This is a genomic window from Pyruvatibacter mobilis (assembly GCF_012848855.1).
In the GTDB taxonomy this organism is placed as follows: Bacteria; Pseudomonadota; Alphaproteobacteria; order CGMCC-115125; family CGMCC-115125; genus Pyruvatibacter; species Pyruvatibacter mobilis.
Window position 1 is genome coordinate 882,993 of the sequence record NZ_CP051630.1, and the last position, 13,941, is coordinate 896,933.

The 13,941-nt window shown below is 65.5% G+C and carries 9 protein-coding genes; 7 read left to right on the forward strand and 2 right to left on the reverse strand.

Annotation, left to right across the window (positions count from 1 at the left end):
• The first annotated feature begins 29 nt into the window (after positions 1-29).
• Together HG718_RS04095 and HG718_RS04100 are read left to right on the forward strand one after the other, a co-directional pair.
• A complete protein-coding gene (locus HG718_RS04095; protein ID WP_244617775.1) occupies positions 30-2,927 on the forward strand; it encodes a hybrid sensor histidine kinase/response regulator in 2,898 nt (965 codons plus the stop codon).
• 365 nt (positions 2,928-3,292) lie between these two features.
• A complete protein-coding gene (locus HG718_RS04100) occupies positions 3,293-3,826 on the forward strand; it encodes a DUF421 domain-containing protein (protein ID WP_160588536.1) in 534 nt (177 codons plus the stop codon).
• Between the two features lie 43 nt (positions 3,827-3,869).
• Here HG718_RS04100 and HG718_RS04105 read toward each other — a convergent pair whose 3' ends face one another.
• Entirely contained in the window at positions 3,870-5,003 is a 1,134-nt protein-coding gene (locus HG718_RS04105) for an aromatic ring-hydroxylating oxygenase subunit alpha (RefSeq protein WP_160588535.1), read from the reverse strand.
• A gap of 124 nt (positions 5,004-5,127) precedes the next feature.
• Between HG718_RS04105 and HG718_RS04110 the strand changes: the two genes are divergently transcribed.
• The 4 genes from HG718_RS04110 to HG718_RS04125 all read left to right on the forward strand — a co-directional run bounded on the left by HG718_RS04110 (position 5,128) and on the right by HG718_RS04125 (position 11,275).
• The gene (locus HG718_RS04110; protein WP_160588534.1) at positions 5,128-5,856 is read left to right on the forward strand and encodes a TetR/AcrR family transcriptional regulator; all 729 of its coding nucleotides are present in this window, start codon (positions 5,128-5,130) and stop codon (positions 5,854-5,856) included.
• 211 nt (positions 5,857-6,067) lie between these two features.
• Positions 6,068-7,150 (forward strand): recombinase RecA, encoded by a 1,083-nt coding sequence (gene recA / locus HG718_RS04115; protein ID WP_160588533.1) that lies wholly within the window; start codon positions 6,068-6,070, stop codon positions 7,148-7,150.
• Positions 7,151-7,351: 201 nt separating this feature from the next.
• Complete coding sequence (alaS, locus tag HG718_RS04120; protein WP_160588532.1) at positions 7,352-10,033, forward strand: alanine--tRNA ligase; 2,682 nt, start codon at positions 7,352-7,354, stop codon at positions 10,031-10,033.
• Between the two features lie 9 nt (positions 10,034-10,042).
• Positions 10,043-11,275, forward strand: coding sequence for a cyclic nucleotide-gated ion channel (locus tag HG718_RS04125; protein WP_160588531.1), 1,233 nt, complete (start codon positions 10,043-10,045; stop codon positions 11,273-11,275).
• A 392-nt stretch (positions 11,276-11,667) separates the two neighbouring features.
• Here HG718_RS04125 and HG718_RS04130 read toward each other — a convergent pair whose 3' ends face one another.
• Positions 11,668-12,888: an NADP-dependent isocitrate dehydrogenase gene (locus HG718_RS04130; RefSeq protein ID WP_027839860.1), complete on the reverse strand. Its 1,221-nt coding sequence runs from the start codon at positions 12,886-12,888 to the stop codon at positions 11,668-11,670.
• A gap of 247 nt (positions 12,889-13,135) precedes the next feature.
• On the opposite strand from HG718_RS04130, the gene HG718_RS04135 reads away from it, so the two are divergent.
• Complete coding sequence (locus HG718_RS04135; protein ID WP_160588530.1) at positions 13,136-13,921, forward strand: RNA methyltransferase; 786 nt, start codon at positions 13,136-13,138, stop codon at positions 13,919-13,921.
• Positions 13,922-13,941: the final 20 nt, after the last annotated feature.

Here is a 13,941-nt window from a genome sequence, read left to right on the forward strand (position 1 = left end):
CGCTCCGGGGACCCATGAGGAGGCCAAGAATGGCACGCCCGGCAGACCCCGCATCCGCAGCCGCCGACACATCCGATACGCCTGACACACCCAAGACGGCTGAGACAGCTATGACGGCTGAAACAGGCGGGACCGGCATCGCTGCTGATGGTGCCGTGCTGCAGGATGGTGCGGATGAGACCGGTGACGCGCCTGCTGCCGCAGCGGCGGAGGCCGGCGAAGCGGGTGTTGCGGTGTTCGAGCCGGCGCCGGAGGATCTGGACGCGGGCACGCGGCCGACGGGGCGCTGGCTGGGGCTAGTGCTGTGCGGGGTGGCGCTGGTGGCGGTCGGCATCGCGCTGGCGGAGCCCGGTGCGCTGGGGCAGTTGGCGCTTTACATTCTCGGTGGTTTCGGGGCGCTTGGCCTGCTGGTGATGGCGGGCATCTTCGGTGGTGTCGTGCGGCTTGATCTGCGCGGGCGGATGCTGGGAGAGCGGCTGGCGGCGGGGCTGGCTGAAACCTCCGACACCGCGATGGCCGTGACCAATGACCGGGGGCGGATGGTCTATGCCAACCGGGCCTTCATGGCGCTGGCGGGCGGGCGCAAGGTGCGCACGGCGGAAAGCGCGCTGGCAGGCGTCAACGCAGCGGATGCCGCCGAAGAGGATACGGCGGCGGCGCGGGCCTTCCGCCTGGCGCGGGCGGCACGGGCCGGTGTGGAGGCGCAGGAAGACATCTCGATTGCAGTGCCGGGTGCCGAGGGCGCAGCGGACACAACGCGGTTGGTGACGGCGCATGTGTCACCGCTGCCGGACCACCTGGCGCCGGGCACGGTGGGGCAGGCCTATGCCCTGTGGCGGGTGACGGACCGCTCAGCGTCGCATGAGAAGCTGGAGGCCAGCGAGCGCGAGGCGGGGCGGCTGGATGCCTATCTCAACGGGCTGGTCTCCGGCATCTGCGCCCTCGATGAGCAGGGGCGGGTGCTTTACCTCAACGACACGCTGGCGCAGTGGGTGGGGCTCGATGCCAAGGCGTTTACGGCAGGCGCGCTTGAGTTCGACAGCCTGCTGGCGGGGCCACGGGTGCCGCTGTCCAAGACGGCGGATGAGGCGGGTGTGCGGGTGCATGACGCGGACCTGAAGCCGCGCGGCGGGGCTGCGTCGGCGGCGCCGGTGGTGCCGGTGCGCATCGTCGAGCGGGCCGGGGAAATGCCGGACGGGCGCAAGGTGACCTTCCTGGTGCTGCATGACCGGCGGACCAATATGGGCCACGATCTGCTGGACGCGGCTGAAGTGCGGTTTGCGCATTTCTTCAACAACGCGCCCATCGGCATGGCGACGGTGGATGACGAGGGGCGGCTGGTGTCGGTCAACCGGGCGTTCCGCGACATGCTGGACATGGCGCTGCCGGACGGTGCACTGGCCGGTGACAAGGACAAGGCGGTGACCCTGTCGAGCCTGATCGCGCATGAGGACCGGGCGGCGTTTGATACGGCGATCCTGGACGCGGCGAAGGGTGAACCCATTAAGGGGCCCGTGGATGTGCGGCTGCTGCAGCCGGAGACGGGCGACAAGGCCGCCGACAAGAAGGCCGCCGACAATGAGAAGGTGCTGCAGGCCTATATCAGCCGGGCGGGGGCCGCGGCGGACGGCGCGGGCAAGCCCGCTGCCGGCGGCACGGCCAGGGATGCTCAGGATACGGAGAAGGCCCCCGAAGAGGCTGCGCGGATCATGGTCTATTTCGTGGACATGACCGAGCAGAAGACCCTGGAAGTTCAGTTTGCCCAGAGCCAGAAGATGCAGGCGGTGGGTCAGCTTGCGGGCGGGGTGGCACATGATTTCAACAATCTGCTGACGGCGATCATCGGCTTCTGCGACCTGTTGCTGGTGCGGCACCAGCCGGGGGACCCGTCCTTTGCGGATGTCATGCAGATCAAGCAGAACGCCAACCGGGCGGCCAATCTTGTGCGGCAGCTGCTGGCGTTCTCGCGGCAGCAGACCTTGCGGCCGACGGTGCTGACGCCGACGGATGCACTGGCAGACCTCTCTAACCTGCTGCGGCGGCTCTTGGGCGAGATGGTGGAGCTCAAGATGGTGCATGGGCGCGATCTTTGGACCATCAAGGCGGACCAGAACCAGTTCGAGCAGGTGATCATCAACCTTGCCGTCAATGCGCGCGACGCGATGCTGGAGCCGGATGCTGAAGGCAATGTGGGCGGTACATTGACGATCCGTACCGCGAATGTGACCCAGGAAGATGCTGCGGCGCTCGACCATGCCATCATGCCGGCGGCGGAATATGTGCTGATCGAGGTGAGCGATACGGGTTGCGGCATCGCCAAGGAAAATCTCGGCAAGATCTTCGAGCCGTTCTTCTCCACCAAGGAAGTGGGCAAGGGGACGGGGCTGGGGCTGTCCACCGTCTACGGCATCGTCAAGCAGACCGGCGGCTTCATCTTCCCGTTCTCGACTGTGGGCAAGGGGACGAGCTTCCGCATCTATATCCCGCGCCACATCGAGGTGGAGAAGCCGAAGGAAGAAGTGGCCGAGACCTCAAAGAAGCAGGCGGACCTGTCCGGCAAGGGCACGGTGCTGCTGGTGGAAGACGAGGACGCCGTGCGCAGCTTCGCCGTGCGGGCGCTGGAAACGCGCGGCTACACGGTGCTGGAGGCAGCCTCCGGCGAACACGCGCTGGATGTGGTGGACGAGTTTGACGGCGAGCTGGACGTGGTGGTGTCGGACGTGGTGATGCCCAACATGGACGGGCCCACCATGGTGGGCGAGCTCGCCAAGATCAAACCGGGCCTCAAGATCATCTTCATCTCCGGCTACGCGGAAGAAGCCTTCAAGAAGAACCTCGACAAGGACGTGGAATTCCAGTTCCTGCCCAAGCCGTTCTCGCTGAAGCAGCTGGCGGCGAAGGTGAAAGAGGTGATCGAGGGGGAGTGAGGTCAAGTGAGGGCAGGGGCCTGATGTGAGGGCCCGTCCGTCTCATACGCTGGCCTCTCTCTAGCGAGTCAAAGGTCTGCCGGTTGCCTCTCCTCATCCGTGTCCCTCCGGCTTGACCCGAGGGTCTACTCTCGGGGCTGCTTGCCTCAGGGTTGGTTGGGGCTGGCGCGATGCTGCGCAGGTTTGAGCCAAGAGCGGATGCGAGTGGGCCCTCCGGTCAAGCCGGAGGGCTGCGGGTTTTTCTGGGTGTTGGCGGCACGTCACCTCTCCTGAGGGGGGCTGGAAAGACTTGCGGTCTTTGGCGCGGCACTTTCGGGCTTCGCGGGTGTTCTGGTGAGAGGACCGGACCATGCGAGGGGTTTGTGATGCTCGAGGCACTTATCGGGAAGCCGGAAGACCTGTTGCCGACCGTGGTGGCGGCGATGCTAATCTATCCAGCGATTGTTCTGTTCATCCGGGTCGGCGGCAAGCGGTCGACGTCGCAGATGAACAATTTCGACTGGATCGTGACGGTGGCGATCGGCTCGCTGGCATCGTCGGGCATCCTGCTGTCGGAAGTGAGTGTGGCGGATGCGCTGGCGGGCATGGCGGTGCTGATGGCATTGCAATATGTGCTGACGCGGGCGGCTTTCAGCAGCGAGTGGGTGGCGCGGCTGGTGAAGGCGGAGCCGCGGCTCCTGTTCCACGACGGGAAGTTCCTGCGCGCGGCCATGCGCCGGGAGCGGGTGACGGAGCCGGAGATCATGAGCAAGATGCGCGAGCAGGGGATCGCTGATCTGTGCGATGTGCATTCGGTGGTGCTGGAAACGGATGCGTCGGTGAGCATCATCACCCGCCACGCCCATGCCAAGGCGGGCCTGGAGACCTCCCTGCTGGGCAAGCTCGATGCCGCCGAATAGCGGTCTCCAACCCTGTGCCCCCAGCAGGTGTTCCCAAATGGCTTCAGAGGCCCATGCGGGTGAGCCACCACTGGTTCATCTGCCAGATGCTCTTTTCCAGCGGTGACAGGCGGCCCTGGGTGGTGAGGGGGGCTGTGAGGCCCTGCCAGACGAGATTGTTGGCCGCGATGTCTTCCTCGTGGATGACTGTGACGAGGGCGGCGACGGCGTCGGCCGTTTCGTCCCACGCTTCCGGCGGCACGGTGCTGCGGGGAAGCAGCACGTGGATGCGCAGATCCACTTCGTCGTGGGCGCGGGGCAGGAGCTGATACCAGACAGCGCCATTGCCCTGGATGCCGAGCAGGAAATGAGGGAACAGGACCGTGGCCAGCAGGTCATGGGCCTGGGCGTCGGTGAGGCCTGGGAGGGTGCCCTCGGGATGCGGGCCGGAGACATCGGCGGCCGGCATGTGGAGGATCGACCAGGGCTGGCCGTCATTGTCGGGGATGTGGGAGTCACGGGCGTGGAACACCGGCTCCAGCGTCGCTGAATGGGTGGCGATGTGGTGATAGGCCTCCATGAAATTCTCCACCAGCACCTTCCAGTTCCAGTGGCCGGGGAAATCCAGGGTGCGGGCGATGGCCATGTCATCGAGGCGATAGGGCGCCACATAATCGGTGAAGCCCGTGACCTGCGGGGCGAAGGGGGCGGCCGTCTCGTCCAGGGTGGCGAGGATGAAGCCCTGCCAGATCTCGGAGCGGAGCTGCGGCAGGCGGCAGTTCCGGGTGTCGAAATGGTCGGCGCCGTCCATCAGCGGGGCGCGGATGAGCTGGCCTTCGGTGTCATAGCTCCAGGCGTGATAGGGGCAGCTGAACAGCCGCCGGTGGCCGGGGCCGGGCTCCGCCAGGGGCGCTGCGCGGTGCAGGCAGACATTGGAGAGGACGCGGATCTCCCCATCCATGCCGTGCACCACCAGCACAGGCTGGTCCATCAGGTCCATGGCGATGTAGTCGCCGGGTTCGGGGATCTGGTCGAGGCGGGCGAGGGGGAGCCAGGCCGAGGCGAAGAGGCATGCGCGCTCGGCGGCGAAGATGGCCGGGTCGCGATAGGCCTGCGGCGGCAGGGTGGCCGCCGAGGCCAGGGGCGCGCGGGCGCGGGCGGTGGCTTCAGGGGCAAGAAGGGGCGGGGACGCGGTCATGGTCGGCAGGCTCCGGGGTGGGGTCACTGACCGTCAGGGTAGGCAGGGCGCGTGGGCAGAGTCAATTATTTAGACCAGTTGAAATAAAATAGACCATCAACCCCGCGGGCTGTATGAGGGGGGCATGGTGAGCGAGAGCGGAAAATCAGGCCGGAAGGGGGGACGTCCCCCCGGACGTCCCGTTGGACGTCCGAGAGGCGACGGGCGGCCGCATCTCACCCGCGAAGAGGTGTTCGTGGTGACGGCGCGGCTGGTGGCGCAGCACGGGGTGTCGGGCACCAGCATCCGGATGATCGCCGGGGCGCTTCAGGCGTCGCCCGCCTCGCTGTTTCACCTGTTCGGCTCCAAGGCGGGGTTGCTGAACGACATGATCGCCTATGCGGCGGGCCCGTCCGGGACCTTTTACGAGGCGCTGTGCCAGCTCGACCTGCCGGCGGAGGTGGCGCTCTACAAAAGCATCTACGAGGAAACCCGCGTGGTTGCGGCAGCCGACCGGGACCAGGCGGCGCTGTTCTACCTGCCGGAACTGCGGCTGCCGGATTTCGCCCCGGCGCAGGCAGTGCGCGAGGGGCTGGTGGTGCATTATCACTGGCTGATCGCCGAGGGCTGCATGTCCGGCGCGCTGGCGGTGGCGCATCCGTCGCTGGCGGCGGAGCAGCTGTTTCAGCTGTCGGAAACCAGCATCCTGGCCGGCGAGATGGCGCAGGACATCCCCGCCGCAGCGCAGGCACGGGCGACCGCGGATTTCTGCCTGCGCGGGCTGCTGACGGCCCCGGAGCGGCTCGACTCGGTGCGGGCACAGGCCGATGCCGTCCCGCTCACGATCGAGATACCGGCGCTTGTCGACGGCTGACGGCGGGCGCGGGCGGGATTCGCCGAAACCGGCCGTGAACGCTGTGCGAACATGTTTTGATAAGTGCTTTTATTTCAATACCTTGATGGATGTTCTCCAAAGCGCTTGCTGGTGCGAACAAAATGTGTACATTAACCCCAATCACGGCAGGCGACCGGCTTTTCCGGTTCTCATTGCCCCGGCTCCGGGGCTCTGACATAAGGGGTGGCACATGGCTGAAAACGTAGTGCAGTTGAAGGATCGGGACATGGACAAGTCGAAAGCGCTGGAAGCGGCCCTGAGCCAGATTGACCGCGCCTTCGGCAAGGGCTCGATCATGAAGCTCGGCAAGGAAGGGCAGGTCGTCGAGATCGAATCGATCTCAACCGGTTCCCTGGGCCTTGATATCGCGCTGGGCATCGGCGGCCTGCCGCGCGGCCGCATCATCGAGGTGTACGGGCCTGAATCCTCGGGCAAGACGACGCTGGCGCTGCACACGGTGGCCGAAGCCCAGAAGCGCGGCGGCATCTGCGCCTTCGTCGACGCCGAGCACGCGCTGGACCCGGTCTATGCCCGCAAGCTGGGCGTGGACGTGAACGAGCTGCTGATTTCGCAGCCGGATGAGGGCGAGCAGGCGCTGGAAATCGCCGATACGCTGGTGCGCTCGGGTGCCATCGACGTGCTGGTGATCGACTCCGTGGCCGCGCTGACCCCGCGCGCCGAGCTTGAAGGCGATATGGGCGACATGCAGCCGGGCATGCAGGCGCGGCTGATGTCCAAGGCGCTGCGCAAGCTGACGGGCTCGATCTCCAAGTCCAACACCATGGTCATCTTCATCAACCAGATCCGGATGAAGATCGGTGTCATGTTCGGCAACCCGGAGACGACGACGGGCGGCAACGCGCTCAAGTTCTATGCCTCCGTGCGCCTCGACATCCGCCGCATCGGTCAGATCAAGGACCGCGACGAGGTGGTGGGCAACCAGACCCGCGTAAAGGTGGTCAAGAACAAGGTGGCGCCGCCCTTCCGGCAGGTGGAGTTCGACATCATGTATGGCGAGGGCATCTCCAAGACCGGCGAATTGCTGGATCTCGGCGTCAAGGCGGGCGTGGTGGAGAAATCCGGCTCCTGGTTCTCCTATGACAGCCAGCGGATCGGCCAGGGGCGCGAAAACGCCAAGAAGTTCCTGACCGAAAACCCGGATGTGGCCGACGAGATTGAGCACAAGGTGCGGGCCGAGGCCGGCGTGGTCGCCGAGCTGGCGGGCGAGGAAATGACCGCCGATGAAGAGGGCGGGGCGGAAGAAGCCGTGTAATGCCGGGCCGCAGGCTCGACGCGGGTTTCCGCTTGCGATAACAGATGTCTGACCGGCAGGTCACACATCCCGGTCATAAGGGCGCATGGAGCTTCCATGCGCCCTTTGTCTGTATAAATGTCTATATATTGGGCCGTCGCGGGCCGGGGCGAATCCCCGGAGCCGCTTCCGTCCAGTCCACTTGAATGCAGGTTGTAAGTCATGGCGAGCGTCAACGAGATCCGACAGACGTTTCTCGATTTCTTTGCAGGCAAGGGCCACGAGCCCGTGGCCTCGGCACCGCTCGTGCCGCGCAATGACCCGACGCTGCTGTTCAACAATGCGGGCATGGTGCCGTTCAAGAACGTGTTCACCGGGGCTGAGAAGCGCGACTATGTGCGCGCGGTCTCGTCGCAGAAATGCGTGCGCGCCGGCGGCAAGCACAATGACCTCGATAATGTGGGCTACACGGCGCGCCACCACACCTTCTTCGAGATGCTCGGCAATTTCTCCTTCGGCGACTATTTCAAGGAAGACGCCATTGCCTTTGCCTGGGAGCTTCTCACCAAGGATTACGACCTGCCGGCGGACCGGCTGACGGTCACCGTCTATCACGAGGACGAGGAAGCCCCGGACCTGTGGAAGAAGGTGGCAGGCCTCGGCGATGACCGGATCATCCGGATCAAAACATCCGACAATTTCTGGTCCATGGGTGACACGGGGCCGTGCGGGCCGTGCTCGGAGATTTTCTTCGACCATGGCGACAAGGTGCCCGGCGGCCCTCCCGGCTCGCCGGACGAGGATGGTGACCGGTTCATCGAGATCTGGAACCTCGTCTTCATGCAGTTTGATCAGCAGGCGGACGGGTCGCGGCTGACGCTGCCCAAGCCGTCGATCGACACGGGCATGGGGCTTGAGCGCATTGCCGCGGTGCTGCAGGGCAAGCATGACAATTACGACATCGACCTCATGCGCGCGCTCATCGAGGCATCGGCGGAGGCCTCCGGCGTGTCGCCTGACGGGGAACATGCGGTCAGCCACCGGGTGATCGCCGATCACCTGCGGGCCACCAGCTTCCTTATTGCGGATGGTGTGCTGCCCTCCAATGAAGGCCGCGGCTATGTGCTGCGCCGAATCATGCGCCGTGCCATGCGGCACGCGCATATCATCGGCGCGCGCGACCCGCTGATGCACCGGCTGGTGCCGGCGCTGGTGGCGCAGATGGGCACGGCGTATCCGGAACTGCAGCGCGCCCAGGCGCTGGTGACCGAAACGCTGAAGCTCGAGGAAGAGCGCTTCCGCGTGACGCTTGATCGCGGCCTCAAGCTGCTCGACGAGGAAGTGGCGCAGCTCTCCGGCGCGACGACTTTCCCCGGCGAGACAGCGTTCAAGCTCTATGACACCTATGGGTTTCCCCTCGATCTCACCCAGGATGCCCTGCGTCCCCGCGGCATCGAGGTCGACACCCAGGCCTTTGATGCCGCCATGGCGCGGCAGAAGGCGGAAGCCCGGGCGGCGTGGTCCGGCTCCGGCGAGGCTGCGACGGATACTATCTGGCTTGAACTGCGGGACGCGCATGGCGCGACGGAGTTCCTCGGCTATGACACGGAAGTGGCGGAAGGCCAGATCGTGGCGCTGGTCAAGGATGGTGCGGTCGTCGACAGCCTGAAGGCGGGCGACGAGGGTGCGGTCATCGTCAACCAGACCCCGTTCTATGGGGAATCCGGCGGCCAGATGGGCGATACCGGCGTGATGATCGGCGCCGAGGGCACGAGCTTCGCCGTCACCGACACGGCCAAGCGGGCAGGCGATCTGCATGTGCATCTGGGCAAGGTGCAGGACGGCACCCTGTCGACCGGCGGCATTGTCGAATTGCGGGTGGATGGTGAGCGCCGGGCGCGGCTGCGGGCCAATCACTCGGCCACCCACCTGCTCCACGAGGCACTGCGCCGGGTGCTGGGCGATCACGTGACGCAGAAGGGCTCGCTTGTTGCCGAAGACCGCCTGCGTTTCGACATTTCCCATCCGCGCGCCGTCACGGCGGACGAGATCGCGCAAGTGGAGGCGATCGTGAACGGCGTCGTGCGCGACAATGGCGATGTGACCACGCGGCTGATGACGCCGGATGAAGCGATCGAGGCCGGGGCGCTGGCGCTGTTCGGCGAGAAATACGGCGATGAGGTCCGTGTGCTGAGCATGGGCCATTCCGGCGACCAGGACCGGGCAGGTTTCTTTTCTACCGAGCTGTGCGGCGGCACCCATGTGCGCCGTCTCGGCGACATCGCGCTGGTGAAGATCGTGTCCGAAGGGGCTGTGTCCTCCGGCGTACGCCGCATCGAGGCGCTGACCGGCGAGACCGCGCGGCAATATCTGATCGCGCAGGAAGCCCGGGCGCAGGAAGCCGCCGATGTGCTGAAGACCAAGATCGATGACCTGCCTGCCCGCGTGGCGCAGCTGGTTGACGAGCGCAAGAAGCTGGAGCGCGAGCTGGCGGAGGCCCGCAAACAGGCGGCGCTGGCGAGCGCGGGCGGCGGGGGCGGTGCCCCGGCCGCTGCGGTGCAGGAAATTGCCGGTATCAAGGTCATGGCGCGCCGCCTGGACGGTGTGCCTGCCAAGGAGCTGCGCGGCCTCGTTGACGAGGGCAAGACCGAGATCGGCTCCGGTGTGGTCGCCATCGTTGCGGTGGCGGACGGCAAGGCGGCGGTGGCCGTCGGCGTCACCAGTGACCTTACCGACAGGCTGTCGGCGGTTGACCTGGTGCGCGCCGGGTCGGCGGCGCTGGGCGGCAAGGGCGGCGGCGGCCGGCCGGACATGGCCCAGGCCGGTGGTCCGGACCCGGACAAGGCCGATGATGCACTGGCAGCCATCACCTCGCTGGTGGCCGAGCCCGCCAGCGCGGCCTGACGGTACGGCATGCCGCAAGCGGGCACGGTTCCTGACCCACGGCCGCGCACGCGGAGCCTGAAAGCGCGGCTCTACCACATTCTCGAAGCCGGCAAGACGACGGACCGGGCAAGCCTCATCTTCGATGTGTCGATGACGCTGCTGATCCTCGCCAATGTTGTGGCCTTCGCGCTGGAAACGGTGGAGGACATCGGCACTGCCCACGCGGTGTGGTTCGATGCATTCAACCTGGCGTCGGTGGCCGTCTTCACGGTGGAATACGTGCTGCGCCTGTGGGTGTGTACGGAGCATCGGCCCTATGCGCGGCTGGGCGCTGCGGGGGCTCGGCTACGCTTTGCCGCCACGCCGATGATGGTGATCGACCTTCTGGCGATCCTGCCCTTCTACCTGTCCTTTCTGCTGCCGATCGACCTGCGGGTGCTGCGGGTGTTCCGCATGCTGCGCTTCTTCAAGCTGGCGCGCTATTCTCCGGCGCTTGACTCTATCAACCGGGTGATGTGGCAGGAGCGCCGTGCGCTGGGGGCGGCGATCATTGTGATGACCGGCGCGCTGCTGGTGTCATCGACGCTGCTTTACTTCATCGAGCGCGAGGCGCAGCCGGAGGCCTTCGGCAGCGTGCCTGCGGCCATGTGGTGGTCGATGGCGACGCTGACAACCGTGGGCTATGGCGATGTTGTGCCGGTGACGGTTGCCGGCCGCATGGTGGGGGCGCTGGTCATGCTGTTCGGGCTTGGCATGTTCGCGCTGCCCATCGGCATCATCGCCACCGGTTTCAGCCATGAAATCCACCGGCGTGAATTCGCCGTTACCTGGGGCATGGTGGCGCGGGTGCCGCTGTTCGCCAATCTGGATGCGGAGCAGATCTTCGTGGTTATGGGCAGCCTTGAGGCCGTGACCCTGCCGCGCGGCACTCATATAGCGCATGCGGGCGATGAGGCGGATGCGATGTATTTCATTGTCAGCGGCGAGGTGACGGTGGAGCGCGGGCAGGGGGCGCTGACGCTGACCGAGGGGGATTTCTTCGGCGAGATCGCGCTCTTGCAGAAGGCGCGGCGGCAGCACACGCTCATCGTCAGCAAGGATACCAATCTGCTCAAGCTGAGTGCGGATGATTTCGCCGTGCTGTCCCGCCGCCACCCGGAAATCCGCGAAGCCGTGCTGGCCGTGGCGCGCGAACGGGCCTGGGAGCTTGAGGCTTTCAGCGAAACCGAAGAGCTGGAAGAAGCCGCCCAGGACGACTGACCGGACGTCCCGGCTGAGGTTTGCGATCTGAGGCTTTGGTGTGGTGAGAGGGGGAATTTTATTCCGCATCCCTCCGGCTTGACCGGAGGGCCCACTCGCCTTTGCTGCTGGGCATGGTGTCTTTGGCTCTTGCTCCGCCGGTCCCATGCGCTGCGGCAGGCGGCACCAAGAGTAGACCCTCCGGTCAAGCCGGAGGGATACGGGGTGGGGGGTGACACGTCACCTCTCCCCTTGCGGGAGAGGTCGGTGCGCGAGCACCGGGTGAGGGGTGGCTGCGCAAGCAACTGGTGGGGCATTGGTGGGGCGAGAGGGGTCTCCCCCTCACCCTCCCACCGCTTTGCGGCGGGCCCCTCCCTCTCCCGTTGAGGGAGAGGGGGAATACTTGTCGCGGCTTAGGCCGCGGACATGGCCTTTTCGAGGTTGGTGGAGACTTTGTCGAGGAAGGCCTCGGTGGACAGCCATTTCTGCTCGGCGCCCACCAGCAGCGCGAGGTCCTTGGTCATGGAGCCGCCTTCGACGGTGGAGACGCAGGTCTTCTCCAGGGTCTTGGCGAACTTGGCCAGGTCCTCGTTGTTGTCGAGCTTGGCGCGGTGCGACAGGCCGCGGGTCCACGCGAAGATGGAGGCAATGGAGTTGGTCGAGGTCTCCTTACCGTCCTGCCACAGGCGGTAGTGGCGGGTGACGGTGCCGTGGGCGGCCTCGGATTCGCAGATCTGCCCGTCCGGGGTCAGCAGCACGGAGGTCATGAGGCCGAGGGAGCCGAAGCCCTGGGCGACTGAATCCGACTGCACATCGCCGTCATAGTTCTTGCAGGCCCAGATGAACTTGCCGGACCACTTCATGGAGGAGGCCACCATGTCGTCGATCAGGCGGTGCTCATAGGTGATGCCGGCCTCGGCGAACAGGTCCTTGAACTCGTCCTCGTAGACCTTCTGGAACAGGTCCTTGAAGCGGCCGTCATAGGCCTTGAGGATGGTGTTCTTGGTGGACAGATAGACCGGCCATTTGCGCTGCAGGCCGTAATTCATGCAGGCGCGCGCAAAGTCGATGATCGAGGCGTCGAGGTTGTACATGCCCATGGCGACGCCGGGGCCGGTGAAGTTGAAGACTTCGAATTCCTTGGTCTCCGAGCCGTCCTCGGCTTCCCACTTCATGGTCATCTTGCCGGCGCCGGGCACCACGAAGTCGGTGGCGCGGTACTGGTCGCCGAAGGCGTGGCGGCCGATGACGATGGGGTCGGTCCAGCCGGGCACCAGGCGGGGCACGTTCTTGCAGATGATCGGTTCACGGAACACCGTGCCGCCGAGGATGTTGCGGATGGTGCCGTTGGGCGAGCGCCACATCTTCTTGAGGCCGAATTCCTCAACGCGGGCTTCGTCCGGGGTGATGGTGGCGCATTTGACGCCGACGCCGTACTGCTTGATGGCCTCGGCCGCGTCGATGGTCACCTGATCGTCGGTCTGATCACGGTATTCCATGCCCAGGTCGTAATATTTGAGATCGACGTCGAGATAGGGGTGGATCAGCTTGTCCTTGATGAGCTGCCAGATGATGCGGGTCATCTCGTCCCCATCGAGTTCCACAACAGGGTTATCCACCTTGATTTTCGACATGTAATCCTCTGACCCGTTCTGCGCGTGCGCCGCACGTGATTCCCGTTCAATGGAAGCATATGCGGATCGCGCATATATGACGCTGCGCTGAGATGACCTGGCGCACGCCACGCCGAAAGGGGGGTGCGCCGGAATGGGGGAGCGGCAGCCTTACGCATATGGCCTCCGCCAGCAATTTCGTATAGCACCCAAGCGTTAACGATTAAAGCAGCGCAAGCTGCGTAGGTATGGGAATTGACGGCATTTCATGGCGGGAACGGACCGGACCAAGCAAGATACTGTCGCGGCGGCGAATTCTGGCCCGGCGGTGATTCTTGTTGCACCGCAACTTGGGGAAAATGTGGGTACGGCGGCGCGCGCCATGCTCAATTTCGGCCTTACCGATCTCCGCCTTGTGAAGGCGCGTGACGGCTGGCCCAATGCGTGGGCGGAGAAGGCGTCGTCGGGCGCGCTGGAGGAGGGCGTGCGGGTGCGGCTGTTCGACCGCACGGAAGATGCGATCGCGGATCTGGAGCGCGTCTATGCGACGACGGCGCGTGACCGGGACCTGATCAAGCCGGTGATGACGCCGCAGACGGCAATTGCCGAATCACGCGGGCTGGAAGCCTCCGGGGCGCGGGTGGGGGTGCTGTTCGGCGGTGAGCGGTCGGGCCTCAACAATGACGATGTCTCGCTCGCCCATGCCATTCTCACCGTGCCGGTCAATCCGCGCTTTGCGTCCATCAATCTCGCCCAGGCGGTGCTGCTGGTGGGGTACGAGTATTTCCGCCAGACGCAGGAGGCCGAGCCGCTGATCCCCGCCGCCACAGAGGAAGACCTCGCGCCGGGGGACGAGCTGATCGGCTTTTATGAGCATCTGGAACGGGAGCTTGATAGCCACGGCTTCCTCTATCCGCCGGAAAAGCGCCCGGCCATGGTGCGCAACATCCGCGCCATCTTCCAGCGTGCCGGGCTGACGCTGCAGGAAGTCCGTACCCTGAGGGGTATCGTCGCCTCGCTGGTGCGCACCTCCAACGGGCGCAAGCCGCTTTGAGTGCGCCTCCCACCGGCGCT

Excerpts from the sequence above, each read along its gene's own strand:
- HG718_RS04100 (WP_160588536.1), top strand. The coding sequence starts at position 3,293 with ATGCTCGAGGCACTTATCGGGAAGCCGGAAGACCTGTTGCCGACCGTG.
- recA (WP_160588533.1), top strand. The coding sequence starts at position 6,068 with ATGGCTGAAAACGTAGTGCAGTTGAAGGATCGGGACATGGACAAGTCG.
- HG718_RS04110 (WP_160588534.1), top strand. The coding sequence starts at position 5,128 with ATGGTGAGCGAGAGCGGAAAATCAGGCCGGAAGGGGGGACGTCCCCCC.
- HG718_RS04135 (WP_160588530.1), top strand. The coding sequence starts at position 13,136 with ATGGCGGGAACGGACCGGACCAAGCAAGATACTGTCGCGGCGGCGAAT.
- HG718_RS04095 (WP_244617775.1), top strand. The coding sequence starts at position 30 with ATGGCACGCCCGGCAGACCCCGCATCCGCAGCCGCCGACACATCCGAT.
- HG718_RS04105 (WP_160588535.1), bottom strand. The coding sequence starts at position 5,003 with ATGACCGCGTCCCCGCCCCTTCTTGCCCCTGAAGCCACCGCCCGCGCC.
- alaS (WP_160588532.1), top strand. The coding sequence starts at position 7,352 with ATGGCGAGCGTCAACGAGATCCGACAGACGTTTCTCGATTTCTTTGCA.
- HG718_RS04125 (WP_160588531.1), top strand. The coding sequence starts at position 10,043 with ATGCCGCAAGCGGGCACGGTTCCTGACCCACGGCCGCGCACGCGGAGC.
- HG718_RS04130 (WP_027839860.1), bottom strand. The coding sequence starts at position 12,888 with ATGTCGAAAATCAAGGTGGATAACCCTGTTGTGGAACTCGATGGGGAC.